General features: G+C 56.4%; 18 protein-coding genes and 1 other RNA gene. 11 read left to right on the plus strand and 8 right to left on the minus strand.

Annotation, left to right across the window (positions count from 1 at the left end; all coding sequences use genetic code 11):
* Positions 1-59: 59 nt before the first annotated feature.
* From xdhB to A6723_RS18605, 3 genes are all read right to left on the minus strand, one after another.
* Positions 60-2,450 (minus strand): xanthine dehydrogenase molybdopterin binding subunit, encoded by a 2,391-nt coding sequence (gene xdhB, locus A6723_RS18595; RefSeq protein WP_045209061.1) that lies wholly within the window; start codon positions 2,448-2,450, stop codon positions 60-62.
* The gene (gene xdhA, locus A6723_RS18600; RefSeq protein ID WP_054910399.1) at positions 2,443-3,906 is read right to left on the minus strand and encodes a xanthine dehydrogenase small subunit; all 1,464 of its coding nucleotides are present in this window, start codon (positions 3,904-3,906) and stop codon (positions 2,443-2,445) included. Before xdhA ends, xdhB begins: the two co-directional genes overlap by 8 nt.
* A gap of 371 nt (positions 3,907-4,277) precedes the next feature.
* Positions 4,278-5,414: an alkane 1-monooxygenase gene (locus A6723_RS18605; protein ID WP_054910400.1), complete on the minus strand. Its 1,137-nt coding sequence runs from the start codon at positions 5,412-5,414 to the stop codon at positions 4,278-4,280.
* Between the two features lie 183 nt (positions 5,415-5,597).
* On the opposite strand from A6723_RS18605, the gene A6723_RS18610 reads away from it, so the two are divergent.
* From A6723_RS18610 to A6723_RS18635, 6 genes are all read left to right on the plus strand, one after another.
* Positions 5,598-6,257 carry a GntR family transcriptional regulator gene (locus tag A6723_RS18610; RefSeq protein ID WP_054910401.1) on the plus strand — a complete coding sequence of 220 codons (660 nt, stop codon included), beginning with the start codon at positions 5,598-5,600 and terminating at the stop codon, positions 6,255-6,257.
* Positions 6,258-6,290: 33 nt separating this feature from the next.
* A complete protein-coding gene (gene smc / locus A6723_RS18615; RefSeq protein ID WP_054910402.1) occupies positions 6,291-9,779 on the plus strand; it encodes a chromosome segregation protein SMC in 3,489 nt (1,162 codons plus the stop codon).
* Positions 9,780-10,078: 299 nt separating this feature from the next.
* Positions 10,079-10,969, plus strand: coding sequence for a cell division protein ZipA (gene zipA, locus A6723_RS18620; RefSeq protein WP_024763911.1), 891 nt, complete (start codon positions 10,079-10,081; stop codon positions 10,967-10,969).
* Positions 10,970-11,056: 87 nt separating this feature from the next.
* Complete coding sequence (gene ligA / locus A6723_RS18625; protein WP_054910403.1) at positions 11,057-13,444, plus strand: NAD-dependent DNA ligase LigA; 2,388 nt, start codon at positions 11,057-11,059, stop codon at positions 13,442-13,444.
* A gap of 29 nt (positions 13,445-13,473) precedes the next feature.
* Positions 13,474-13,776: an HU family DNA-binding protein gene (locus A6723_RS18630; protein ID WP_226046604.1), complete on the plus strand. Its 303-nt coding sequence runs from the start codon at positions 13,474-13,476 to the stop codon at positions 13,774-13,776.
* Between the two features lie 75 nt (positions 13,777-13,851).
* Positions 13,852-14,229: a hypothetical protein gene (locus A6723_RS18635; protein WP_054910404.1), complete on the plus strand. Its 378-nt coding sequence runs from the start codon at positions 13,852-13,854 to the stop codon at positions 14,227-14,229.
* Positions 14,230-14,235: 6 nt separating this feature from the next.
* Here the strand turns inward: A6723_RS18635 and A6723_RS18640 are convergent, their stop codons facing one another.
* On the minus strand, positions 14,236-14,604 hold the full coding sequence (locus A6723_RS18640; RefSeq protein ID WP_054910405.1) for a hypothetical protein: 369 nt from the start codon (positions 14,602-14,604) through the stop codon (positions 14,236-14,238).
* A 241-nt stretch (positions 14,605-14,845) separates the two neighbouring features.
* Here A6723_RS18640 and ffs point away from each other — a divergent pair.
* From ffs to drt3b, 4 genes are all read left to right on the plus strand, one after another.
* Positions 14,846-14,942: signal recognition particle sRNA small type (ffs, locus tag A6723_RS18645), an RNA gene on the plus strand.
* Between the two features lie 293 nt (positions 14,943-15,235).
* Positions 15,236-16,318: a type I restriction endonuclease gene (locus tag A6723_RS18650; protein ID WP_054910406.1), complete on the plus strand. Its 1,083-nt coding sequence runs from the start codon at positions 15,236-15,238 to the stop codon at positions 16,316-16,318.
* Between the two features lie 429 nt (positions 16,319-16,747).
* Positions 16,748-18,031 carry an antiviral reverse transcriptase Drt3a gene (gene drt3a, locus A6723_RS31355; protein ID WP_175405561.1) on the plus strand — a complete coding sequence of 428 codons (1,284 nt, stop codon included), beginning with the start codon at positions 16,748-16,750 and terminating at the stop codon, positions 18,029-18,031.
* Positions 18,016-20,007, plus strand: a complete 1,992-nt coding sequence (gene drt3b / locus A6723_RS31360; protein WP_139093014.1) for an antiviral reverse transcriptase Drt3b — start codon at positions 18,016-18,018, stop codon at positions 20,005-20,007. Before drt3a ends, drt3b begins: the two co-directional genes overlap by 16 nt.
* A gap of 560 nt (positions 20,008-20,567) precedes the next feature.
* On the opposite strand, the gene A6723_RS18660 is transcribed toward drt3b, so the two are convergent.
* The 3 genes from A6723_RS18660 to A6723_RS32445 all read right to left on the minus strand — a co-directional run bounded on the left by A6723_RS18660 (position 20,568) and on the right by A6723_RS32445 (position 22,788).
* On the minus strand, positions 20,568-21,188 hold the full coding sequence (locus A6723_RS18660; protein ID WP_054910410.1) for a recombinase family protein: 621 nt from the start codon (positions 21,186-21,188) through the stop codon (positions 20,568-20,570).
* A gap of 477 nt (positions 21,189-21,665) precedes the next feature.
* Complete coding sequence (locus A6723_RS18665) at positions 21,666-22,088, minus strand: hypothetical protein (RefSeq protein WP_054910408.1); 423 nt, start codon at positions 22,086-22,088, stop codon at positions 21,666-21,668.
* 187 nt (positions 22,089-22,275) lie between these two features.
* On the minus strand, positions 22,276-22,788 hold the full coding sequence (locus tag A6723_RS32445) for a helix-turn-helix domain-containing protein (protein WP_256235106.1): 513 nt from the start codon (positions 22,786-22,788) through the stop codon (positions 22,276-22,278).
* Positions 22,789-22,998: 210 nt separating this feature from the next.
* On the opposite strand from A6723_RS32445, the gene A6723_RS31815 reads away from it, so the two are divergent.
* Positions 22,999-23,619 (plus strand): zinc ribbon domain-containing protein, encoded by a 621-nt coding sequence (locus tag A6723_RS31815; RefSeq protein WP_054910409.1) that lies wholly within the window; start codon positions 22,999-23,001, stop codon positions 23,617-23,619.
* Between the two features lie 475 nt (positions 23,620-24,094).
* Here the strand turns inward: A6723_RS31815 and A6723_RS31370 are convergent, their stop codons facing one another.
* Positions 24,095-25,591: a helix-turn-helix domain-containing protein gene (locus A6723_RS31370; RefSeq protein WP_175405562.1), complete on the minus strand. Its 1,497-nt coding sequence runs from the start codon at positions 25,589-25,591 to the stop codon at positions 24,095-24,097.
* Positions 25,592-25,697: the final 106 nt, after the last annotated feature.

The raw sequence follows: 25,697 nt of genomic DNA on the forward strand, positions 1-25,697 counted from the left end.
GCAGGGCGGAGGACGGAAGTGGGGACGTCTCTCCCTGCCAGCGGTGCCCCATGGTCACATCACGCCGGCTCGACCTGAGCCGGTGCTTTCTCGGCCTGCGCCAGCTTCAGCTTGCGCATCTGCTCCACGCCCCAGAGCACGCGCTCGGGGGTGGCAGGGGCGTCGATCTGCGGCTGGGCGCGGTAGTCCGCCAGGCTCGCCACGGCGTCCTTGATCGCGCAGAACACCGAGATGCCCAGCATGAACGGCGGCTCGCCGACGGCCTTGGAGTGGAACACCGTCTGCTCCGGGTTCTTGCGGTTTTCTACCAGCTTCACCCGCAGGTCGATGGGCATGTCGGCGATGGCCGGGATCTTGTAGCTCGCCGGGCCGTTGGTCATCAGTTTGCCCTTGGCGTTCCAGACCAGCTCTTCCATGGTCAGCCAGCCCATGCCCTGGACGAAGCCGCCTTCCACCTGGCCGATGTCGATGGCCGGGTTCAGCGAGGCGCCGACGTCGTGGAGGATGTCGCTGCGCAGCATCTTGTACTCACCGGTGAGGGTGTCGACGATCACTTCCGAGCAGGACACGCCATAGGCGAAGTAGTAGAACGGCCGGCCGCGCGCCTGGCTGCGGTCGTAGTAGATCTTCGGCGTGCGGTAGAAGCCGGTGGAGGAGAGCGATACCTGGCCGAAGTAGGCCTGCTGTACCAACTCCTCGAAGGGCAGGATCAGGTCGCGCACGCGCACCTGGTTATTGCGGAACTCGACGTCATCCTCGGTCACCTTCCAGTGCTTGGCGGCGAACTCCACCAGGCGCTGCTTGAGGATTTCGGCGGCGTTCTGCGCGGCCTTGCCGTTCAGGTCGGCACCGGAGGACGCGGCGGTCGGCGAGGTGTTGGGGACCTTGTCGGTGTTGGTCGCGGTGATCTGCACGCGGTCGATATCGACCTGGAAGACCTCGGCGACCACCTGGGCGACCTTGGTGTTCAGGCCCTGGCCCATCTCGGTGCCGCCGTGGTTCAGGTGGATGCTGCCATCGGTGTAGATGTGGATCAGCGCGCCCGCCTGGTTGAGGAAGGTGGCGGTGAAGCTGATGCCGAATTTCACCGGAGTCAGCGACAGGCCTTTCTTCAGCACCGGGCTGCTGGCGTTGAAGGCGCGGATTTCGGCGCGGCGCTTGGCGTACTCGGCGCTGGCTTCCAGTTCCTCGGTCATTTCCTCCAACAGGTTGTGTTCGACCTGCTGGTAGTAGTGGGTGACGTTGCGCTCGTCCTTGCCGTAGTAGTTGCGCTTGCGCACTTCCAGCGGGTCCTTGCCCAGATGGCGCGCGACGGCGTCCATGATCTCCTCGATGGCGACCATGCCCTGCGGGCCGCCGAAGCCGCGGTAGGCGGTGTTCGACGCGGTGTTGGTCTTGCAGCGGTGACCGTTCACCGTGGCGTTGCCGAGGAAGTAGGCGTTGTCCGAGTGGAACATCGCGCGGTCGACGATGGAGCCGGAGAGGTCCGGCGAGTAGCCGCAGTTGCCGGCCAGCTCGATGTTGATGCCGTGCAGCAGGCCGTCATCCTCGAAGCCCACGTCGTACTCGACGTAGAAGGGGTGGCGCTTGCCGGTCATCTGCATGTCTTCGACGCGCGGCAGGCGCATCTTCGTCGGGCGGCCGGTGAGGCGCGCGATCACGGCGCAGAGGCAGGCCGGTGCAGCGGCCTGGGTTTCCTTGCCACCGAAGCCGCCGCCCATGCGGCGCATGTCGATGACCACCTTGTTGAAGGAGATGCCCAGCACTTCGGCCACCAGCTTCTGCACTTCGGTGGGGTTCTGCGTGGAGGTGTAGACGATCACGCCGCCGTCTTCGGTGGGCATCACCGAGGAAATCTGCGTCTCCAGGTAGAAGTGCTCCTGGCCGCCGATGTGCAGGGTGCCCTGGATGCGGTTCGGTGCGGTGGCCAGCTTGGCCTCGGAATCGCCGATCTTGTGCTGGTGGCTGTCGAGCACGAAGTGCTTCTTGCGCAGCGCCTCGACCACGTCGAGCACCGGTTCCAGGTCCTCGTACTCGATGATCGCGGCCATGGCTGCCTTGCGCGCGGTTTCCAGGCTGTCGGCGGCGACGGCGATGACCATCTGGCCGACGTACTCGACCTTGCCGTCCGCCAGCAGCGGGTCGCCGGCGACCACCGGGCCGATGTCCAGCTGGCCGGGCACGTCATCCTTGGTGATGGCGATGGCGACGCCGGGGAACTGGTAGCAGGGGCTGACGTCCAGCCTGGTGATGCGCGCATGGGCGCGGTCGCTCATGCGAGCGTAGACGTGCAGCTGGTTGGGGAATTCCAGGCGGTCGTCGATGTATTGCGCTTCGCCGCTGACGTGTTTGGGCGCGCTCTCGTGCTTGACGCTGCGGCCGACGCCGGTGGTCAGGTCGGCGCGGAACAGCGCAGTGAGTTCTTCCTGGCTCTTCTGGGGCTTATGCATAGTGGGTCACCCGGGTCACGGCCTGAGGGGCTTCCAGTTCCAGGAAGCACTTGCGCAGCAGGTTCTGCGCGGTGAGCAGGCGGTATTCCTTGCTCGCACGGAAGTCGGTGAGCGGCGCGAAGTCCTCGCTCAGGGCTTGTGCGGCGCGTTCGAAGGTGGCGCTGTTGAAGGTCTGGCCTAGCAGCGCGGCCTCGCAGGCCTTGGCGCGCTTCGGAATCGCCGCCATGCCGCCGAAGCCGGTGCGCACCGCGGTGATCTTGCAGTTCTCGACGGTGACGCTGAAGGCGGCGCACACGGCGGAAATATCGTCGTCCAGGCGCTTGGAGACCTTGTAGGCGCGGAACGCCTGGCTGGCCTGCGGACGGGGGATGATCACCTGCTCGATGAACTCGCCTTCCTGGCGCGCGGTGACCTTGTAGTCGATGAAGTATTCGTCGATCGGCAGTTCGCGGCGTTCGGCGCCCTTGCGCAGCACCAGGCGCGCGCCGAGGGCGATCAGCAGCGGCGGCGAGTCGCCGATGGGCGAGGCGTTGCCGATGTTGCCGCCCAGGGTGCCCTGGTTGCGGATCTGCAGCGAGGCGAAGCGGTGCAGCAACTCGCCGAAGTCCGGGTAGTCGCGGGAAAGCGCTTCATAGCAGTCGGTCAGCGGAGTCGCCGCGCCGATCTCGATGCGGTCGTCGAAAACCTCGACGCGCTTCATTTCCTCGACATGGCCGACATAGATCATCACCGGCAGTTCGCGGTGGAACTGGGTGACTTCCAGGGCCAGGTCGGTGCCGCCGGCCAGCAGGCGTGCTTGCGGGTTGGCGGTGTAGATGTCGGCCAGGTCGGCGATGGTCAGCGGCAGCAGGCAGCGCTTGTCGCCGCTGTTGAGCTCGGCGGTTTCGTTGGGCGCGATGGCTTTGAGCTGGGCGATGATTTCCGGCTGGGCGACGTCGAACTGGTCGGGCTGCTTCTGGCAGCAGGACTGCTCGGCGGCGTCGAGGATCGGGCGGTAGCCGGTGCAGCGGCACAGGTTGCCGGCCAGCGCTTCATGGGCTTCGGCCTTGCGCTCGTCGGCGGTTTCGCCCGCGGTGTTCTTCTGCAGGGCGAACAGCGACATGACGAAGCCGGGGGTGCAGAAGCCGCACTGCGAGCCGTGGCAGTCGACCATGGCCTGCTGTACGCCGTGCAGTTCGCCGCGGTGCTTGAGGTCGTCGACGCTGATCAGCTGCTTGCCGTGCAGCGAGGAAACGAAGGTGAGACAGGAGTTGAGGGTGCGGTAGCGGATGCGCTCGGCACCTTCTTCACCGACCAGCTCGCCGACCACCACGGTGCAGGCGCCGCAGTCACCGGAGGCGCAGCCCTCCTTGGTGCCGGTCTTGCCCAGGGTCTGGCGCAGGTAGTTGAGCACGGTGAGATTGGGATCGAGGCGGTCTTCGACGCGCAGCTCGCGATTGAGCAGGAACCTGATCAAGGCTTGCCTCCAGGCTGATTCTTGTTTTTGGTAGGGCTCTGGATGGCGAATTTATGGAAAGCTGACTTTTGAGTCAATAAAATTTCTGTCCGAATAGTCAGAAAGTTTTTCCGGGATGATGAATGGTGATGGGGGAGCCGCTTTTCGTAGGAGCGAGCTTGCTCGCGAACCGCCGCAATGACCGGTCTGCACCGTGTCAGGCCGGTAGGATGGGTGGAGCCTAAGCGATACCCATGCTGTCTTCGCACGGTAATTATGGGTATCGCTGCGCTCCACGCCATCCTACGAGGAGCGGCCCGATGCAGGGCGGCAGAAAGAAAAAAGGCGGCAAGCCGGGGTAGGGCTTGCCGCCAAGGCGTGGAACTCGTCGATCAGGCTTGCTGGGTAGCGCTCAGCTGGTATTCCTCACCGGCGTAATAGGCGCGCACCCGGCGGTCCATCACCGCGCGCCAGAGCGGCGGGAACAGCGCCAGGACGATCATCCCGGCATAGCCATTGGGCAGTTGCGGACTTTCGTCGAAGTGCCGCAGCACCTGGTAACGGCGCTTGGCGTTGGCGTGGTGGTCGGAGTGGCGCTGCAGGTGGAAGAGGAACAGGTTGGTCAGCAGGAAGTTGCTGTTCCAGGAGTGCTCGTGGGTGGTCCGCTCGTAGCGCCCGGTTTCGAGGCGGCGCCGGTGCAGCCCGTAGTGCTCGACGTAGTTGACGATCTCCAGCAGGGTGAAGGCCATGACCGATTGGCCAATGAAGTAGACCGCGCCGATCCAGCCGAAGGCGGCGCTGAAACCGACCAGGAACAGCGCGCTGATGACGTACCACCAGATCAGCTCGTTGCGCCAGTGCAGCGCCGGCAGGCCCTTGCGCTTGAGGCGCTCCGTCTCGAGCTTCCAGGCATTCAGGAAGTTGTGCTTGTAGGCGTGGGGCAGGAAGGCGTAGAGGCTCTGGCCGTAGCGCGAGGACGAGGCGTCCTCCGGTGTCGAGACGTGCACATGGTGCCCGCGCACATGCTCGACCTTGAAGCCCGCGTAGCACACCGCCGCCAACAGCAGGCCGCCGGCGTTCTGTTCCAGCTCCGGGTCCTTGTGGATCAGTTCGTGGGAGACGGTGATGCCGATGGCGCCCATCACCGTGCCCACCGAGAGAATCCAGCCCAGTTGCCCGACCCAGTTCCAGGCGTCATAAGTGGCCAGCACCCAGCCGCCGTACACCAGCATGCCCAGCAGCAGCGGCACCGTCAGCAGGCTGAGGAAGCGGTAATAGCCCTCGCGCTCCATGGGCGGGACTTCCTCGATCTCATCCGGGTTGGCCGGGTCGCGGCCAACCACGAAGTCCAGCAGCGGGATCACCCCGAACACCACGGTGATCACCAGCCAGGCCCAGGCATTGGGATAGTTGCTGCCGTAGGACCACCAGTAGCTCACCGGAATACCGAAGACCGGCACCAGCCAGATCCAGTAACCGGCTTTCTTGAGACGCAACATCCAGGCAGGGGAAAGGAAAAAAGCGAACATGGACGACTCCCGATACGTCTCTTGTGTAGGATTGTCGGACAATCCTGCGCCTGTTCCTGTCACTGGACGCACCAACCTTTGTTCTGTCGTCCACCCGGCACGGGAGATGGTGCGGTAACACCCTGTGTTACACTTCGCCTCCGCACCATCCCCTCGAAAGCGCCCCGATTCTTAAGGACAACCATGACGTTCAAGGCCCCGGACAGCCTGGCTGAGCAGATCGCGCATCACCTTGCCGAACGCATCATCCGGGGCGAACTCAAGGAGCGCGAGCGCATCCAGGAACAGAAGGTCACCCAGACCCTCAATGTCAGCCGCGGCTCGGTGCGCGAGGCGCTGCTGATCCTCGAGCGCCGTCACCTGGTGGTAATCCTGCCGCGGCGCGGCGCACAGGTGTCCGAACTGTCCCCGGCGCACGTCGAAAGCCTGTATTCGCTGGTCATCGAGCTGTACATCATGCTCGCCAGCAGCGTGGCCCGGACCTGGCGCGAGGAGGCTGACCTGGCGCCCTTCATGGCGATCCAGCAACGCCTGCTGGAGAACCTCGAACGCGGCGACATCAATGCCTTCGTCGAATCCAGCTTCGACATCATGCGCGCCGCTTTCCCGTTCGCTGGCAACCCCTACCTGCAGGAAACCGTGGAAAATCTCCTGCCGGCCATCAGCCGCACTTATCATCTGGCCCTGGAACGCCGCAAAGGCGAGATGAGTCAGTTCATCGGCAGCTTCGAAGACCTGCTGCGCGCGGTGGTCGGGCGCGACGAAGCCGGCATCCGCGCGGTGCTGCTCGACTACGGTCGGCACAACAGCCAACTGGTCCTGGCCGCTCTGGCTGAACGATAAGCTCGCTACTAGAAGAACAAGGGGGGAGGGCGCATGCGGCTCAAGTGCATCAAGCTGGCGGGCTTCAAGTCCTTCGTCGATCCGACGACGGTCAATTTTCCGAGCAACATGGCGGCGGTGGTTGGTCCCAACGGCTGCGGCAAGTCCAACATCATCGACGCCGTTCGCTGGGTGATGGGTGAGAGTTCGGCGAAGAATCTCCGCGGCGAATCGATGACCGACGTCATCTTCAATGGCTCCAACACCCGCAAGCCGGTGACCCAGGCGTCCATCGAGCTGATCTTCGACAACTCCGACCAGACCCTGCTGGGCGAATACGCCAGCTACGCCGAGATTTCCATTCGCCGCCGCGTGACCCGCGACGGCCAGAACACCTACTTCCTCAACGGCACCAAGTGCCGGCGCCGCGACATCACCGACATCTTCCTCGGCACCGGCCTCGGGCCGCGCAGCTACTCGATCATCGAGCAGGGCATGATCTCCAAGCTGATCGAAGCCAAGCCCGAGGACCTGCGCAACTTCATCGAGGAAGCCGCCGGCATCTCCAAGTACAAGGAGCGCCGCCGCGAAACCGAGAACCGCATCCGCCGCACCCAGGAAAACCTCGCGCGCCTGACCGACCTGCGCGAAGAGCTGGAACGCCAGCTCGAACGTCTGCACCGTCAGGCCCAGTCGGCGGAGAAGTACCAGGAGTTCAAGGCCGAGGAACGTACCCTCAAGGCCCAGCTCGGCGCCCTGCGCTGGCGCGACCTGAACGAGCAGGTCGGGCAGAAGGAAAAGGTGATCGGCGACCAGGAAGTGGCCTTCGAGGCGCTGGTGGCCGAGCAGCGCAGCGCTGATGCCAGCATCGAGCGCCTGCGCGACGGCCACCACGAGCTGTCGGAAACCTTCAACCAGGTGCAGGGCCGCTTCTATTCTGTCGGCGGCGACATCGCCCGCGTCGAGCAGAGCATCCAGCACGGCCAGCAGCGCCTGCGCCAGTTGCAGGACGACCTGCGCGAGGCAGAGAAAACCCGCCAGGAAACCGAATCCCACCTGGGGCACGACCGCACGCTGCTGGCCACCCTGGCCGAAGAGCTGGAGCGCCTGGCCCCGGAGCAGGAAATCAGCGCGGCCGCCGCAGAAGAGGCCACCGTTGGCCTGGAAGAGGCCGAGCAGCGCATGCACGACTGGCAGCAGCGCTGGGATGCCTTCAACCAGCAGAGCGCCGAGCCGCGCCGCGAAGCCGAAGTGCAGCAGTCGCGCATCCAGCACCTGGAGCAGAGCCTGGAGCGCCAGGCCGAGCGGCAGCGCCGATTGAACGACGAACGCACACAACTGGCGGCTGACCCGGAAGACGCTGCGATCCTCGATTTGGGCGAGCAGGTTGCCGCCATCGAGTTGCTGCTGGAAGAGTCACAGGTCGAAGAGCAGGAGCTGGCCGAGCGCCTGGAGCGCGTGCGCCAGTCCCTGCAGGAAAGCACCGCCGCACAGCACCAGGCGCAGGGCGAGCTGCAACGCCTGAATGGCCGGATCGCCTCGCTGGAAGCCTTGCAACAGGCCGCGCTTGATCCGGGCGACGGCACTGCGCAGTGGCTGCGCCAACAGGGCCTGGAACAGCGCCCGCGTCTCGCCGAAGGGCTGCGCGTGCAGTCGGGCTGGGAGCTGGCGGTGGAAACCGTACTCGGCGCCGACCTGCATGGCGTGCTGCTGGATGATGTGAAGGGGCTGCCGTTCGACGCGCTGGAGAAGGGCGAGCTGCGACTGCTCGATCTGGCCGCGGGCGCCGTTTCCCGTCCCGGCAGCCTGCTGGACAAGGTCGAGACGAACGTCGACCTGAGCTACTGGCTGGGCCGCGTGCGCCCGGTTGAAACCCTGGACCAGGCGCTGGCCCAACGCGCTTCGCTGGGCGACGGCGAGAGCCTGGTCAGCCGCGACGGCTATTGGGTCGGCCGCAACTTCCTGCGTGTGCGCCGTGGCGAATCCGCCGATGGTGGCGTGCTGGCGCGTGGGCAGGAGCTTGAGCGCCTCTATGTCGAGCGGGAGACGCTGGAGCAGCGCCTCGCCGAGATCGACGAGCAGCTGGTGCGCTTGCGCGACGAGCAGCGTCAGGCAGAGGACGGTCGTGACCAGGTGCGCCGCCGCCTGCAGGACGAAGGTCGCCGCCAGGGTGAATTGAAGGCGCAACTGTCCGCGCAGCAGGCCAAGGTCGAGCAGTTGACGTTGCGCCGGCGCCGTCTTGACGAAGAACTGGCCGAGCTGGCCGAACAGCACGCCATCGAGCAGGAGCAGCTGGGCGAAGCCCGCCTGAGCCTGCAGGAAGCACTGGACGCCATGGCGGTGGATACCGAGCGCCGCGAGTCGCTGCTCGCCGAGCGCGACGGCATGCGCGAGAAACTCGACCGCATCCGCCAGGAGTCCCGCCAGCACAAGGACCAAGCCCATCAGTTGGCTGTGCGCGTTGGTTCCCTGCGTGCCCAGCACGAATCCACCCGCCAGGCGCTGGAGCGCCTGGACAGCCAGGCGGTGCGCCTGGTCGAGCGCTGCGAGCAGCTCAACCTCAACCTGGAGGAAGGCGCCGCGCCGCTGGAAGAATTACGCATGCGGCTGGAAGAGCTGCTCGACCGGCGCATGGCAGTGGAGGACGAACTCAAGCACGCGCGTCTCGCCCTGGAAGATGCCGACCGCCAGTTGCGCGACGCCGAGAAGCGCCGGACCCAGGCCGAGCAGCAGTCGCAATTGTTACGCGGCCAGCTGGAACAGCAGCGCATGGAGTGGCAGGCCCTGAGCGTGCGGCGCAAGTCGTTGCAGGAGCAGCTCCACGAGGACGGTTACGACCTGCACGGCGTGCTGGGCACGCTGCCTCACGATGCTGCCGAGAAGATCTGGGAAACCCGCCTGGAAGAACTGGCCACGCGCATTGGCCGCCTGGGGCCGATCAACCTCGCGGCCATCGAGGAATACCAGCAGCAATCCGAGCGAAAACGCTACCTCGACGACCAGAACGACGACCTGGTGGAAGCGCTGGACACCCTGGAAAACGTGATCCGCAAGATCGACAAGGAAACCCGCAACCGCTTCAAGGAAACCTTCGACCAGATCAATGCTGGCCTTCAGGCATTGTTCCCCAAGGTTTTCGGCGGCGGTCACGCCTATCTGGAACTTACCGGCGAGGATCTACTCGATACCGGGGTGGCGATCATGGCGAGACCGCCGGGCAAGAAGAACAGCACCATCCATCTTCTGTCCGGTGGCGAGAAGGCCCTGACCGCCCTGGCGCTGGTATTTGCGATCTTCCAGCTGAACCCGGCACCGTTCTGCATGCTCGACGAGGTCGACGCGCCATTGGACGATGCCAACGTCGGCCGTTATGCGCGACTGGTGAAAGAGATGTCGGAGAAAGTGCAGTTCATCTATATCACCCACAACAAGATCGCCATGGAGATGGCCGACCAGTTGATGGGCGTGACCATGCACGAACCGGGTTGTTCGAGGCTGGTGGCGGTGGATGTGGAAGAGGCGGTGGCATTGGCCGAAGCCTGATCGCGCGGCAGAACTTGCAGTATGCTGGCAAGGTGCCGTGTTGTGTGTCTAAGGTATTGATTTGATTGGGATAGGTCGCATTCTCAAAGCGAAGGTGGGAAGCGCTATGAAAAGTTGCAAAGTGCGCGGCGGAGTGTCGCCATAGACAGTGTAAAGTTATGTGAGAGCGTGTTAGCTTAATGCCCACTTTTGTATCGCGTGGAAAACATCAGTCAGAACATGAAGTTGGCTCCACGTTTTCAAGGGATAGGATGTCCTTTTCTTCATCATCATTTTTTGTTCAGGGGCTACGGGATTAGATGGATATCGGTCTGCGCGAATGGCTGATCGTCATTGGGCTTATCGTGATCGCCGGCATTCTGTTCGACGGCTGGCGTCGCATGCGGGGTGGCAAGGGCAAGTTGCGTTTCAAACTGGATCGCCAGTTTGCCAACCAGCCCGATGACGGGGATGAAAGCACTCCTGAACTGCTCGGGCCTTCCCGGGTGGTCGAACACCGCGAGCCGGAACTGGACGAGGAAGACCTGCCCAAGGTCAGCGCCAAGGAGTCGCGCGGCAAGCGCCGTGGCGAACCGCGCCAGGGCGACCTGAACCTGGACGACCCGGCCCCGAACCTGCTCGGCCCGCTGGACGAGGAAGATTTCCCGAACCCGCTGGACGAAGCGCCCCAGGAAAAGCCGAAGAAAGAGCGCAGGAAGGACAAGGAGCGTAGCGCTCCTGCTGCCCCGGCTGCCGCCTCTTCGGCGGCCCAGGCTCCGATCGACGAAGTGCTGATCATCAACGTCATCAGTCGTGACGAGGGTGGCTTCAAGGGGCCTGCGCTGTTGCAGAACATCCTGGAAAGCGGCCTGCGCTACGGCGAGATGGACATCTTCCATCGCCACGAGAGCATGGCTGGCAACGGTGAAGTGCTGTTCTCCATGGCCAACGCGGTCAAGCCGGGCACCTTCGATCTGGACAACATCGACCAGTTCAGCACCCGTGCGGTGAGCTTCTTCCTCGGCCTGCCGGGTCCGCGCCATCCCAAGCAGGCGTTCGACGTGATGATCGCCGCCGCCCGCAAGCTGGCCCAGGAGCTCAATGGCGAGCTGAAGGACGAGCAGCGCAGCGTGATGACTGCGCAGACTATCGAGCACTACCGTCAGCGCATCATCGATTTCGAACGACGCGCCCTGACCCAGAAGCGCTAAGCTTTCAGCACGCTGCACAGAAGCCCCAAGCGACCCTTGGGGCTTCGCATTTCTACCTCAAGCAGAAAAAGCCGCCGAGATTCCCGCATGACCGATTCCCAGACCGCTGCCGAACGCATCGCCCAGCTGCGCAGCGAACTCGACGACCATAACTACCGCTATTACGTGCTCGACGAGCCTAGCGTGCCGGACGCCGAGTACGACCGCCTGTTCCGCGAACTGAAGGCGCTGGAAGCTGAGCATCCCCAGCTGATCACTCCCGAGTCGCCAACCCAGCGCGTCGGCGGCGCGGCCGCTTCGGCTTTCGGCGAAGTGCGCCACGAAGTGCCGATGCTGAGCCTGGGCAACGCCTTCGAGGAGCAGGATCTCAACGATTTCGATCGCCGTGTGCGCGAGGGCCTGGCCGATCAGCTGCCTTCTTCCGATCTGTTCGGCGGCGGAGCCGAGGTGGAATACAGCTGCGAGCCCAAGCTCGATGGCCTGGCGGTCAGCCTGCTGTACGAAAATGGCGTGCTGACCCGCGGCGCCACCCGTGGCGATGGCACCACCGGCGAAGACATCAGCGTCAACGTGCGCACCATCCGCAACGTGCCGCTGCGCCTGAAGGGCGTGGGCTGGCCGGCGATATTGGAAGTGCGTGGTGAAGTGTTCATGTCCAAGGCCGGCTTCGAGGCGCTCAACGAGCGGCAGATGGAAGCCGGCGGCAAGACCTTCGCCAACCCGCGCAATGCTGCCGCCGGTAGCCTGCGCCAGCTGGATTCGAAGATCACCGCCAGCCGCCCGCTGGAATTCTGCTGCTACGGCTTTGGCCGGGTCGAGGGCGGCACGCTGCCAGGCACCCAGGTGGAGATCCTTGAGGCCTTGAAGGGCTGGGGTATCCCGATCAGCCGCGAGCTGAAGCTGGCCAAGGGTGTGGAGGGTTGCCGCGCCTATTACGAAGACATCGGGACGCGCCGCGACAGTCTCGCCTACGAAATCGACGGCGTGGTGTTCAAGGTCAACCGCACCGATTTCCAGCGCGAGCTGGGCTTCCGCGCCCGCGAGCCGCGCTGGGCCATCGCCCACAAGTTCCCGGCGCGGGAGGAGCTCACCGAGCTGCTGGACGTGGAATTCCAGGTCGGCCGCACCGGCGCAGTAACGCCCGTGGCGCGCCTCAAGCCGGTCCAGGTGGCCGGTGTGACCGTTTCCAATGCCACGCTGCACAACATGGACGAGGTCGCGCGCCTGGGCCTGATGATCGGTGACACTGTGATCATCCGCCGGGCCGGCGACGTGATTCCGCAGGTCATGCAGGTGGTCACCGAGCGCCGCCCGGCAGACGCGCGCCCGGTCGCAATCCCCACCCAGTGCCCGGTATGCGGCTCGCAGGTCGAACGTACTCAACTGGTGAAGCGCAGCAAGGGCAAGGAGTCGGTCAGCGAGGGGGCCATCTACCGTTGCGTCGGACGACTGTTCTGCCAGGCGCAACTCAAGCAGGCGATCATCCACTTCGTTTCGCGCCGCGCCATGGATATCGACGGCCTCGGCGACAAGATCGTCGAGCAACTGGTGGACAAGGGCCTGGTGAAGTCGCCGGCCGATCTCTACACCCTGACCTTCGAGCAGGTCATCGAGCTGGAAGGCTTCGCCGAAGTCTCCACGCGCAATCTGCTCGCTGCCATAGCCGACAGCCGCAGGCCAGCGCTGGCGCGCTTCGTCTTCGCCCTGGGTATCCCGGACGTGGGCGAGGAGACGGCCAAGCTGCTGGCACGCTCCCTGGGCTCGCTGGCGCGCATCCAGAAGGCGCTGCCGGAGGTGCTGACCTACCTGCCTGATGTGGGCGGTGAAGTGGCCTATGAGATCCACAATTTCTTCGATGACGAGCACAACCGCAGCGTGATCCAGCAACTGCTGGAGCGTGGCGTCCAGCTGCAGGACGAGGGCGAGGTATCGGCCGAGTTCGCCGCCGTCGCCACCCTGGCAGGCTTCATCGACAAGCTGAACATTCCCTTCATCGCCGCCACTGGCGCCGAGAAGCTTGCGGACCGCACCGGCAGCCTCGACGCGCTGGTTGCCCTCAGCCAGGACTGGCTGGACCTCAGCACCCTGAAAGGAGTGAACGAGAAGGCCAGGCAGTCGGTGCGCGAATACTTCGCCGATGCCGCCCGCGTCGAGCGGGCCAAGGCCGTCGAGGCGCAGCTGGCGGAGTTCGGCATGCACTGGCGCAGCGAGCGCAAGGTCGTCGAAGGCCTGCCGCTGGCGGGCCAGACCTGGGTGCTCACCGGCACGCTGGAGGCCATGAGCCGCGACGTCGCCAAGGAAAAGCTGGAAGGCCTGGGCGCCAAGGTGGCCGGCTCCGTCTCCGCCAAGACCCACTGTGTCGTTGCCGGACCGGGAGCAGGTTCAAAGTTGGCCAAGGCCCAGGAACTTGGCGTCGCCGTAATGGACGAAGAGCAGCTGATCAAGCTGCTGGCCGACCACGGCATCGGCGCCTGACACGCCTTCCTTTCAATCAAAGAATCAAGATCAACGCATCAAGGAGTCATTCCATGCCCATGACCAAGGACCAACTGGTTCGCGATATCGCCGAATCCCTCGACCTGACCCAGGCCGCCGTGCGCGGCGTGTTCGAGCAACTGGCGCAGATCGCCCAGGACGCCCTGGAGAACGACGGTGAGCTGACCCTGCCGGGTATCGGCAAGCTCAAGGTCAGCGAACGCGCCGCCCGTACCGGCCGCAACCCGCAGACCGGCAAGACCATCGAGATCGCCGCGAAGAAGGCCGTGCGCCTGGTGCCCGCCAAGGCCCTGGTCGACAGCCTGAACTGATCGGCAGGCCCGTTCCGGCTTCTGCGTTGCGATGCAGGACGGGACGGGCCATTCCATTGGTTGACGGAGAGCGAGATGGACAAGGCAAGAAAGCAGCGCCTGCTCGGCGTAGGGGCACTGGTGCTGTTGTTCGGGGCTTACGTGGCCTGGACCGAGCGCCCGCAGATCGTCCTGCATTACGAGGCGCAGGGTGGCCCGGCGGTCAGCTACAGCTACAAGGAAAACGGCGAGGAAACCCTCGCGGGCGAGATCAAGCCTGGTGACGCGCGAACCTTCCCGCTGCGCCTGTGGCGTTCCGGGGAATATCGCGTTGCCTTCCAGTTCCACCAGGGCGCGGAGCGCTACTCCACCTTCAGCACCCGTCCGGGCTACAGCAAGATGGACCTGTTCATCGGGCCGAACCTGGAAGTTTCTACCCAGCCCCGGCCCGAGGGTCTGTTGCAGGCGCAGTGAGACCGGTTACAGGTACTCGGCCACCAGCACGACATTGCGCTTGTCCGCGGAAATGCCGCCCTCGGCAATTTCGCGGATGACGCTTTCGGCATCGCCGTTGGCGGTGATTTCCTGCCCCAGTGATCTCCCCTGGGTATCGGTGAGGCGATAGCTCACGCTGGGCAGCGCTCCGCGCGGCTCATTCAGCGTCATCGTCATGGTCTGGCTGCAGCCGCTCAGATGCACCCGTGCGCTGCTGGCGGTAACTTCGCTGAGGCCGACCTGGCAGGTCGGTTCGACAACGGCGCCGCTGAAGCGAATGATGCCGTCGTAGGCCATCAGCGGGCTGGAGAAGAGCAGCGCAATCAGAGTGGTGGATCGCAGGGCAGCGGACATGTGGGCATTCCTCGCTCGGTCAGGGTCCGTCATTAATCGACGGCTCTCCCATAAGCGTCGGCGCAACTAGAAATTTCTTAATGTCTCGTAGGCAGATTCTCTTAATGAATAGCCGAATACGTGACTAGCCTCAGGAATTTCCCGAAGGATGTCGCTAAGTGCTTGAAGTACTTGTAAGTTGCGCTAAAGCCGCTACAATGGCGCGGCTCGCCGGACTGGCGAGCTCTCGCGATGGTGGCCCTGTCGGTCCCCCCGCAACGATTACTCGCTTACCTGGTCAGGTCCGGAAGGAAGCAGCCAAGGCGGGGACATTGTGTGCCGGGGTGTGGCTGGCGGGGCCGCCTCCATTTCGTAAGTCCTTAATTCTAAAGGACTTCCTCTCCTGAAAATCTCTGAGTGTGACAGCGCCTTGGTACACCTGTGTGGTGCACCGTGAGGGCGATTCTAGCTGTCTGCTTTTCTCTGATCTAGGTCGTCATACCGCTGAGTTGCGGTAGAGCTGGTGCTCTGCTGTACGTTCCGAAGCCTTCGCTGCTGCCTTTGAGCTGGATCAACTGGTGGGCTGTGCCTGCCAATTGCCAGTATCGACGCCTGTTACTACGATGAATGCGTTCTCAACAAGGAGCGTGACATGGAATTCGTAGAGCGACTGAATGCACTCTCAGCCAAGGTTCGGCAGCAAAGTGGAGCGATCCAGACGGAGGAAGGCACCAAGACGGCCTTGGTGATGCCCTTCATAAACTCTGTGCTTGGCTACGACGTGTTCGACCCGTCCGAGGTGACGCCTGAATACATCTGCGACATCGGCACCAAGAAGGGCGAGAAGATCGATTACGCCATTCTGAAGGATGGCCAGATTCAGATTCTGATTGAGTGCAAGAAGATCGGAGAGCCTTTGCACATCAATCATGCCAGCCAGCTTTTCCGCTACTTCCACGTCACAAGTGCTCGAATCTCCATCCTCACTAACGGGCAGGTCTACAAGTTCTTCACGGACCTGGACGCTCCCAACAAGATGGACGAAAAGCCGTTCCTGGAGCTTGATCTGCTGGATGTTGATGAGCACGTACTGCCCGAGCTCCAGAAGCTAACCAAGGCTGCATTCGATGTTGATTCGATCATCAGTGCGGCTGGTGAGCTGAAGTACGTGAGTCAGATCAAGCGGGAAATGGCCAATCAGTTCAATCAGCCTGACGACGACTTCGTGAGGTTCTTTGCTGCCCGTGTTTACGACGGAATCATCACGCAGAAGGTGCGAGAGCAGTTTGGGGTCCTGACCCGAAAGGCTGCGGCTCAATTTCTGGGGGATCAGGTCAATGACCGCTTGAAGTCGGCCATGAGTGGTGCGATTCAGCCAGCGATCACGATGGCACCAGCAGAGCCTGCCGCAGCTTCTGAAACTGAAAGTGATGCCGGCGACGACCGGGTTCATACCACGCTGGAAGAGTTGGAGGGATTCCACATCGTCAAGGCTATCGTCCGGGCTGTCGTCGACGCGAAGCGTATCGTGCATCGCGATACTCAGAGCTACTTCGGTGTGCTGCTGGACGATAACAACCGGAAGCCGATTTGCAGGCTCCATTTTAATCGCAGTCAGAAGTACATCGGGCTATTCGATCAAGAGAAGAACGAAACTCGTCACCCAATCGCTTCCTTGGATGACATCTACACCTTTGCAGATCAACTCAAAGGGGCCATCACCTACTACGAATGACCCGCATATAGAAGCCCGCTAATAGCGGGCTTTTTAGCCATTGGGTGACTTGGTTGAAACGATTTGGTGTTCATTTGGCGAGAAAGTTAAATGGAAACGGTTATCTACGTGTTCGACGGAGCTTGTGGCACGGTGGGCCTAAATAAGCAAGGCTCCGAGGAGGATTGAAGCTACATTGATAATCGTATCTATGAAAAATATGGTGGATGGGGCTTAAGGGAAGTGATTGAAGATTTCTGTTTAAAGGATTTTTTAGATGAAGTGCAAGGTGCTGAACTTATGGTCGTTGGCGTTGCAATCAAAGTTCAGCATGAAAAGGCCGTGCCAGGCTTCGCTTTGCAAATATATTGTGTTTCGTAAGTGCTAATTGAAGGGCCGGGGGTGGCGCGCCCCCCGTTTTGAGTTTCGGTGATCCAATGGCGAATGGTGATGATAGAAATACCCTATACAAATAAAAAGCTAGAGGAATGCATTGGGTTTCAAGATGTGATGAAAGACCCTTTCCTGCAAAATAGGCCGCATAGAGCAAGCGCGGCGAGTGCAGCGCTTGGGCTCTTGAAGGCGGGTACAGTATTTAATGGGTGTCTTAGGCAAATAAATCTAGGTAAGGATGTGGGATATGTGTTTAATAACTTATCCTCCAGCTTGGTATCTAGACTTGTTTCTAAGAATATACGAGCAAATTATTATATTAAGCAATCGGATCGTCAGACGATAATTTCGAATTCGACTACGCTGTTTAAGGAGGGTAGTCCTTTTCATGTTTATCGATTCGATATTAAAAAGTTTTATGAAAGTGTAGATAGAAAAATACTCTCCGATAAATTAATGTCTGATGGACGGTGCTCTTGGCAGACGTTGGTGTTGTTGAGCAAATTTTTTAAAGTCCTCGATGCCAGTAATGTGATCGGTCTACCTAGGGGGCTTGGGATTAGTGCGACTCTTTCTGAGTTTTACTTGAACGAATTTGATTTGAAAGTAAAGTCAGCTCCGGGGGTTTTTTATTATGCCAGATTTGTGGACGATATCCTTATAGTTACGTCTGGTGAGATTGCGCGTTCAAAGTTTGAGGCTGAACTAGAAGAGCTATTGCCAGAGGGATTGGAGTTCCATCGTGCTGGAAAGCGTGTATTTCACCCAGTTGCTAGGGCTAGTAAGGATGATAAACAAGAAGAACAAGAAAAAGTAGCGGACGTGTATGGATTTGATTTCCTTGGTTATCATGTCAGGATTTATACTGATCACTCAACGGAAAGCGTAGGTGGGCATTTCCGGAGAAGGGTCACCTGTGACATATCGAAAGAGAAGATCGCTAGAATTAAAGGGCGTTTGATAAGTTCATTCGCAAGTTATCTTTCGAGCTTACAGTACCCAACGGATTTTATGCTTTTAAAGAATCGGATAAGGGCTCTTACCGGGAATTATCATATTGTTGATCCCATGACCGGGGTCGAGATAAAGACGGGCATATATTACAACTACGTGCATAAAAATTTCGTTGGTGGTTGTGCGTTGGACGAGTTGGACGTCTTTTTGCGCGGTCTATTATTTTCAGCAAATCATAAGTTTTCCCGAAAAATTCTACAGGCTCTATCCGCCCAAAGAAGAAGGGAGCTAGCTGGCTATAGCTTTAAGTCAGGGTTTGTCGATGGGAGATTTCACTATTTTAAATACGACACCTTGAAGAAGATTAAGGAGTGCTGGCGCAAATGAAAAAGGGGATGCGTCGGGTAAAAAAAGAAGATTCAATCAGAGTTGTTTTAACAGAGACATGCCCATACGAGGTTCCTATTATTTTCAGTAATTTGGGCTTCTATTGGCATTTGAAAAAACATGAAGCTGGTCGTAGCCTTTTTCCTAAGGTTATGGAATATCTTTTTTGCAGGGATTTAAGCTCAGAGTATACAGTTCCCATGTCGTATAAGGTTCGGAAAGATGAGGATTCTTTTAGGACTTTATCGTTGCTACATCCCCGAGCCCAGTATGGATTTATTGAGTTCTATAAAAAATTCAGTGACCAAATAATCTTGTCTTGCTCAAAGAGCAATTATAGCATTAGGCGACCGGGGAAAGTTGCTGGAAAGTATTTTGTTAAGAGTGGAAATGAAAATATAATTAAATATCGTAGCGATACGATATCGATATCTTCAAGTGAGTCTAGGCATAAATTTTTGCCGTCATTTTTTTCATATTCTGGATATACTAGGCTATACCGCTTTTTTGATTCTCATGATTTCTTGCGCCTAGAGCGCCAGTATGCTTCGTTCTGGACGCTAGATATCTCTAAGTTCTTTGATAGTATATATACTCACTCGATTACTTGGGCGTTGAAGTCTAAGGAGTTTTCTAAGTTTAATGCGAGCGTTAAAAATACTTTTGGGGCAGTATTTGATCGATTGATGCAGGCGTCAAATTATAATGAGACGGCAGGGATTGTAATTGGTCCGGAAGTTTGCAGGATATTTGCAGAAGTTATTTTTCAGCAGATAGATCGTGATGTTGAGGAGGAGCTGGAGAGTAAAGATATTATTTTTGGGCGGGATTATGTAATTCGTCGGTATGTGGATGATATATTCATTTTTTCTACGAAAGATGAAATGACCAATTCAATATATAAGGTGATCGAAAGGCACGCCAAAAAGTACAAATTCAATATTAATAAGGCGAAAACGGTCAAGGCGACTCGTCCATTTGTAACGAGGAAGACGAAATCTCTTCGACTGATAAAAAGTGCGTTTTCTCGTTTGTCTGAAAAAATTGTTTCTAGTGGAAGTGATGACGCTGAAAAATACACGCCGAGGCGCGTATTTAATCGAAAAAATATTGTTGTTGGATTCCTTAATGATGTGAAGTCTGCTTGTATTGAAGATGTGTCTTCCTACAGTATGGTTTGTGGGTATCTTGTATCGGTGCTCGGCAATTTGCTAGTAAAGGTTACGGAAAAAGGCATAGGGCAGAAGTTCGAGGAGGGGGCGGGACTTAGAGAGTATTCTGATTTTTACCATATAGTTATCGATATATTGTTCCATCTCTATACTGTAAGTCCTGGGCACAAATCGTCGGTTAAGATCTTCATCGCCTCCACACTTGCCTGTTCGTTCTTTGAGATGCATCTCCCCGAAGAGTTGAATTCTATAAAAAGTAAGGTTTATGTTTCGTGTCGTGATTTTTTTGAAAGTAGTGAATATATAAAAATGGCTGCGGATAATAATGACTATGCACTGCTTGAGGCACTAAATCTTCTTGTCCTTTTAAAGGAGTTGGGTGACGATTATCTCGTGCCGCGAAAGATTCTTCAGTCAATTATTAATATATCTAATGGTAGGTCAATGTCCTACTTTGAAGTTATTGTTCTCTTGTACTATATCGGAAATAACTCGTCATATTCGGCGATTAAGAGTTTTGTTCTGAAGAATGTTAGATTGATTCTTTCTGATTTGTCTGACATAAGGATGAACTCTGAGCGGCTTTACCTTTTTTTAGATGTTATGACTTGTCCATATATAGATTCCGGGATTAAAAAGGGGATTGTGTCAAAGCTGTATAAGCAAATGAATGGGGCTGAGCCATCTGAGCAGCAGAAGGAAGAGTTGGCGTCTTCTTTGGGTAAGTACCCTTGGTTTGTTTCGTGGGAGGATGCAGATTTACTGACAGCTCTAGAGAAGAAAGAGTTGCTGAAGGGGTATTAATTTTGTAGTATTGAGGAGTAGGGTGTACCAGCCAGCTTTACGGCTATCATTGATGGTCGGCTAACCGGAGTCTATTTGCTGCTGCAGTTCAGGATGAGCGAGTCAGTGGGTAGAGGATGGGATAATTTGCTAGTTTAGAAATGGCGGGCAACCGCACACACTATACTGGCTGGACACCCTGCACTATTAAGTTCGATATTTTTATATAAATTTCTAGTAATTAATTTTCTAGTCGTCACCATAAGCAGTGCGCATGCGGGAGCCTGTATGCGTCGCGTTAGCTATTGTTCTCACTGCTTCTATGAAAGTTTGGAAATATGCAGTTTTAAGGGCGAAACTCTAAAATCAAAATTTTCTATAGTTTAGAGAGGGATAAGGCAAATTAATAGGGATAATAGAAATATTGCTCATCAGTAGGGCGAGGTTAAGGCTGAACGCAGATGGCCTTATTATGCGTTTTGGCGTATTTTCAAAATATGGCGTAGTTATGCTGCTCTCCGCTTTGCGTTGAACAGAGAGCGTCCTATAGGGTGTGCCGTTGATTCATAGGGGGGCTAGGATCATTTACCCTCTGACAGCTCTTTCTTGATCCGGTAGACAGTGGCAATGCCCACATCAGCCAACTTTGCAATCTCTTCCATCGTGTTGCCGTTACGCTTGAGTAAGTCAGTAACCTTGTTCCACTTCTCTTGATTCCTACCCTTACCACCTACCTTCTCGCCACGCTGGCGCTTGTTCTCAAGGCCCTGCTTGATGCGTTCCACTCGTTTCTCTTGATCCAGACGGGCCATCGTTGCCATTAAATCAATCAGCATCCCGTTGATCACATCCATAATTTGCCCGGTGATGCCCTGGTCGGTGACAAGCTGATGGGTCGTGCCCAAGTCTTGCACTACCAACCGCAGGCCCTTTGACTTGATAACGCCCTTCAGAGTCTCCCAGTCGGCCTGAGAGAGACGCGACAACCTATCTACGGATTCCACTAGCAGCACGTCACAAGCGTGAGCAGCGTTTAGCAGGCGGAGCAGTTCAGGACGTTCCAGCTTGGTGCCGCTGATGTTCTCTGCATACACATCGACAACGGCCATTTCCTTTTCTTGAGCGAAGGCGATTAACGATTGCTTAGCTCGGTTGGCGTCTTGGTCGTCCGTCGAAGCTCGAAGGTAGAGATGGGCGTTGATCATGAATTGTATCCTTTGTCATGGATATTAATAGACAAATGATAATCTATCGTTTGGCTATTTATCAACTGGTGAATGATAGGGTTTGCGCACCAGTTATCGGCATCTTGTATGAGTAGACTCAAACGAGAGGCCCAACTTCTCTGAGCAATAGCAACCAGAAATGGTGGCTTGGATAACAGAGGGAAGTGAGAAGTTATCTTGATTGAAGTGAGGCTGAGGGAATGTCCACGAGAAATGAGGATTTGATCAGTGTGAAGGGCTATCGGCTAAGGCCCTCCCTGCGGAACGCCAGATGCATAGCGGGCTTGCACAGATACGCACATACAAAAACGCCCCGGCGTGCTAGGCCGGAGCGAGGAAAGTCCATTGATACTGAATAGTTATCTGATCAAGCTTTGAGTAAATGCAGCCTTTCCAGCAGCTCCGAAAGCGCCCGCGTGGGAGTTTTTGGCTGCATGATTGCAGTTTCTGTAATTACGAGCTGACGTATGGCCCTAAAACCTTAGCCGCGATGTAGGTGATAAGTCCAAGGAAGAGGAAGGTGTTACGAGCCAGGTAGAAGTAGTGGGTTTGCTTTGAGGCTCGATGGCTCGCTGCACGAGCTTCTTTCACTTTGTCCTTGATGCCCTTTTCCTGGGCCTCTAGCAAATCTGTGTTGTGCCGAAGAGTTTGCACAACTTGTTCGATCCGTTTGAAGCCGCACAAGGCAGCAGCAGCGAACAATAGCAAGCTTGCAAAGTAAAGCGTTGGAAGATTCCAACCAAGTTTCTCGTAGGGGTTGGACTGGGCTAGGTAGGCACATACAGCCAGCGTCGCCCCCATCACGAATTGATCGAAGCGGGACTGAGCTTCAAGGTATAGCGTATGCAATTCGTCACTCTGAGTGCGTTCGACCATATTAATCATCCTTGCGTGGTAAGAGCAGGCTGCGTACAAGCTACCCTTTTCCAAGTCTGTTGGAGGAGGTCACCATAGCAGAGTGTTCTACACCTGACGTGGGGATTCCTTCTGCACCTGAGCCAAATGCAAAAGATTCCACGATCCATTCGCTCTCTATTAGGGTTGCTGGCTTAATAGCAAAGACTTATTGTGCCAGATGTGCCTTCATCATTGTTTCCACCTCCATGATTAATGCTGAAGGGGAGCACTCCAGTGCTGTTGCCAATGCGAAGATGACGCCGATGGTTGGCTGATACTCCCCACGTTCGAGCAACGAGACGTAGTTCCGCTGGATATCGGCTTTCTCAGCCAACTTCTCCTGAGAGAGTCCTGCTTCCTTTTGCTTCCGTCGAAGCACTACCCCGAACGCCGCTGAAATTTCCAACCCGATCCCCTTTCGAAAGAGGGAACTGTCGGTTGGACGATTGCTCAGGTCTGCACAGTATACTTGGAATTTTCGACGATTCGATGCAACATTCTGCTGGTGCGGGGCGGCGTCTGCTGTGCCTGTTTGTGCCGATGATAGAAAGGACCAGAGATGAGGGATGGAATGCGGGGTTTGATATTGGCTGGGGTTGCTATGCTGTTTACCGGGTGTGCAGCTCAGCCGCAGTACCAAATGGTCAAGAACGGTGTGACAAATGAGGAGCGTACTCAAGACGACGCGTACTGCCGCATGACGGCCAACAATGTTCAAGAAGCCGATTACGCTTACCGAGGTTCCTTCCTGGAGGGGGTGAATATCAAAAATAAGCAGGATGAAGCTTACAAACTTTGTATGACCAGTAGAGGCTATAGTTCGGTTAGGGGCAATTGACGCGAGTGGTTTGGTTTATTCTTAATATTAATTAGTTGCAAGGGAGCTGTGATGCGCAAGTTTGGGATAATTGCAATCGTGGTGGGGATTATTGTGATCATCTCCGCCCTGAGTATGGATGTGTCCGTTGCGACGGGGGGAGGGGGAAGGGTCAATAATATTGGCCTGATGGCTGATCGACAGAACTACACCATTTTGGGTGGACTGTTCTTCATAGCTGGCATCCTCATGGCGATCTTTGGAGGAAAGTCACAGAGCAATGCTGTCAGCGTGGGGGAGCGTCAGTGTCCCTTCTGTGCAGAGCTGATTAAAAATCAAGCTATTAAGTGTAAACATTGTGGTTCTGATGTTGAGCCGGTTAAAGCTGAAGAGCCTATTTATGTTGATCCGCTAAATAGGATTCCTAACAAGGACGGTCTTATTCGGCATTGGGTTGTAGCATTGCCGTTTAGCACTAAAGCTGAGTATGCAAAGGTCAAGGAAGGATTGATTCTGACGGGGATACCGGTCCATTCTGAAACCGACAGATTCCTTAGGGTTGGGCCTTACCCTGTCAAGGACGAAGCGGGGAGGATATTGCAGAAGCTCATGCAGAACTCTTTGCATGGGAATATCGAAGAGTTTTGGGTAGTTCCAGATGAGGGCGTTGAAGTGACGTCTCTTCACGGTTGAGCGTGTAGGTAATGATTTGCGATATATGAAAGAGTATTGCAGGATAGCGCCTACGGCATTGTCACCTGCAAGTTATTTTTGAGGAGTCGAAGTCTCAGCACAGAAAGAGAAGGGGGCTGATGATCAACGCCCCAAGTAAAAAATACTTGAGCAGAACTCTGAATCTGACGTGCTAAGCCAAGAAGCCTCACGTGTCTGCACGGTGAAAATCAAAGCTTTGGCTACGCCAGTATCCTGATGTGTAATCGTGCTGATTCTTGAGGATACTTTTAGCTAAGAGCTGGGCGCAGATTGATTATCGTGTTCTGGGTTCTAAAAGTTTAGGTTCTAGTAGGTGTTGGTAAGGTATCTATGATTACGCGAAAAATTCCTTAGAGAGTATTCTAAGGAAAATTTCGCCAACCTATGGGTGTGGAAAAAATCCCTTAGAGAATTCTCTAAGAGAAATTTTCCATACACATACTTTTCAAGGTGTCTATGCAGCAACGTGCTCAAGCTGTCTGTATGGTTTTAACCAATCTCTAACAGTTCGTTCACTCTTACTAATAGCTTGGGCTATCGCTTTGATAGCTACGCCCTGCGAATACATCCTCAAGGCTTCAGCCTTACGTTCATTCCTGTTAGCTTTGGCATTAGTCTCAGCACGATAAGGATTCATAGCCAGAGAGTCATCAATAACAGCGTTACCAAGTTTCTCTGCTAAGAATTCTGCTACCTGCATATCTTGCACATACAAAGTAACAGGGTTCTGATTGCTTCTATCTCTGAGTGCGGTTCTACATACAGTTTGAAGCGTGGATTCATATAATCTTTCGTACTGCACAGCATCCTTAATGTCTTGTTCTGTTACTATATCATCTGTCGATAGTAGATGTGCAAGGGTCGGTAAGCTACGACCATCAATAGGATTTATATTGCCGTGCTGAAGACAGATGGCAATAGTGTGATCTGAATAATCATTAATTCCTCGACTATCAATTTTGATAGGATAAATATTGCTTAAGCCTTTGCTGTCTAGGGGTAGCTCAACTTTTAGCCATTTGTGAGAAGCCATGATCGCTTTATGGCGTCCAATATCCTTAAACACCTTCATCAACCACTTGTCTGCATTACAATCTTGTGTGTATTCAAGTTGTGGCTTGCCTGCCTTCTCCAGTGCTGCCGTCCTTGAGTACCTTCTATCAGATAGAAAAGGTTTGATGGTTACAGGGTTACCATAACCACTAAATTTTAGATCGTAATCGATAGGGTTGGTGATCCAGCCTGCGCCTTTTAGGGCTACACCAAGCAATGACTTCTCAAGCTCAGCACACAGGATAGTAACTTCATCTGCTGCTTCAAATACAGATAGATAGTCATGAAAACCAATGATTCTTACTGTGCGTTGAAGGTTGTTTTCAAGTGCGTCTACTTCGATCACATAACGAGGATCAAGCAGCTTCTCAAGCACTGAAGTGGCTGCGTCGCTATGAGCGTTACCTTCTCCGCCCTTTGATAAGGTTTCGATTAGTGCAAGTTTATCTTGCCTTGCCTTCATCACCTTGTGTTTCTTCCCTTCTACAGGTTCCAATGTGATGATGCTGTTATCAAACACCTTTTGAAATTGAAGGTCTTGGAAGGATGGGCTGGAACAGTTCCAAGTGGTAGGAACTTCATCGACGTATAGTTTCCATCCGCACAGTAGATCACGTCGGATTAGCAGTAACGCAGCATGTGTGCAGATAATGACATTATCATTCTGATTACACAATGCTTCTTCCAACACCTGAGTAACAGACCCTTCAACATTGTCACTGTCGATGATATTGAAAGGAATACCTAGGCACTTGAGGCGTTTAGTAATCTCTTCAGAAAGAAGCAGAGTAGGGAATGCTAGAACGGAGTGTTCGTTACGATGCTGGTCGATGTGATTAATCAACCATTGGGATTTACCTGCCCCGGGAGGAGCGATGAGGGCGCTACAGATTTTCAAATTTTTCTCCTTGCTCATTGCAAGACAAGGAGACTCAAGCCTTCATGGCTTGCTGTAGGTTCCCCCTGCTTGCTGGTTAATTTTGATGTTCACTGCGCTTCACCAT

The organism is Pseudomonas sp. AU11447, from assembly GCF_001672555.2.
Classification (GTDB): Bacteria; Pseudomonadota; Gammaproteobacteria; order Pseudomonadales; family Pseudomonadaceae; genus Pseudomonas; species Pseudomonas nitroreducens.

Coding starts and splice junctions, on each gene's coding strand:
- xdhB (WP_045209061.1), bottom strand. CDS start 2,450: ATGCATAAGCCCCAGAAGAGCCAGGAAGAACTCACTGCGCTGTTCCGC.
- A6723_RS18605 (WP_054910400.1), bottom strand. CDS start 5,414: ATGTTCGCTTTTTTCCTTTCCCCTGCCTGGATGTTGCGTCTCAAGAAA.
- A6723_RS18610 (WP_054910401.1), top strand. CDS start 5,598: ATGACGTTCAAGGCCCCGGACAGCCTGGCTGAGCAGATCGCGCATCAC.
- smc (WP_054910402.1), top strand. CDS start 6,291: ATGCGGCTCAAGTGCATCAAGCTGGCGGGCTTCAAGTCCTTCGTCGAT.
- zipA (WP_024763911.1), top strand. CDS start 10,079: ATGGATATCGGTCTGCGCGAATGGCTGATCGTCATTGGGCTTATCGTG.
- ligA (WP_054910403.1), top strand. CDS start 11,057: ATGACCGATTCCCAGACCGCTGCCGAACGCATCGCCCAGCTGCGCAGC.
- A6723_RS18635 (WP_054910404.1), top strand. CDS start 13,852: ATGGACAAGGCAAGAAAGCAGCGCCTGCTCGGCGTAGGGGCACTGGTG.
- A6723_RS18640 (WP_054910405.1), bottom strand. CDS start 14,604: ATGTCCGCTGCCCTGCGATCCACCACTCTGATTGCGCTGCTCTTCTCC.
- A6723_RS18650 (WP_054910406.1), top strand. CDS start 15,236: ATGGAATTCGTAGAGCGACTGAATGCACTCTCAGCCAAGGTTCGGCAG.
- drt3a (WP_175405561.1), top strand. CDS start 16,748: ATGATAGAAATACCCTATACAAATAAAAAGCTAGAGGAATGCATTGGG.
- A6723_RS18665 (WP_054910408.1), bottom strand. CDS start 22,088: ATGGTCGAACGCACTCAGAGTGACGAATTGCATACGCTATACCTTGAA.
- A6723_RS31815 (WP_054910409.1), top strand. CDS start 22,999: ATGCGCAAGTTTGGGATAATTGCAATCGTGGTGGGGATTATTGTGATC.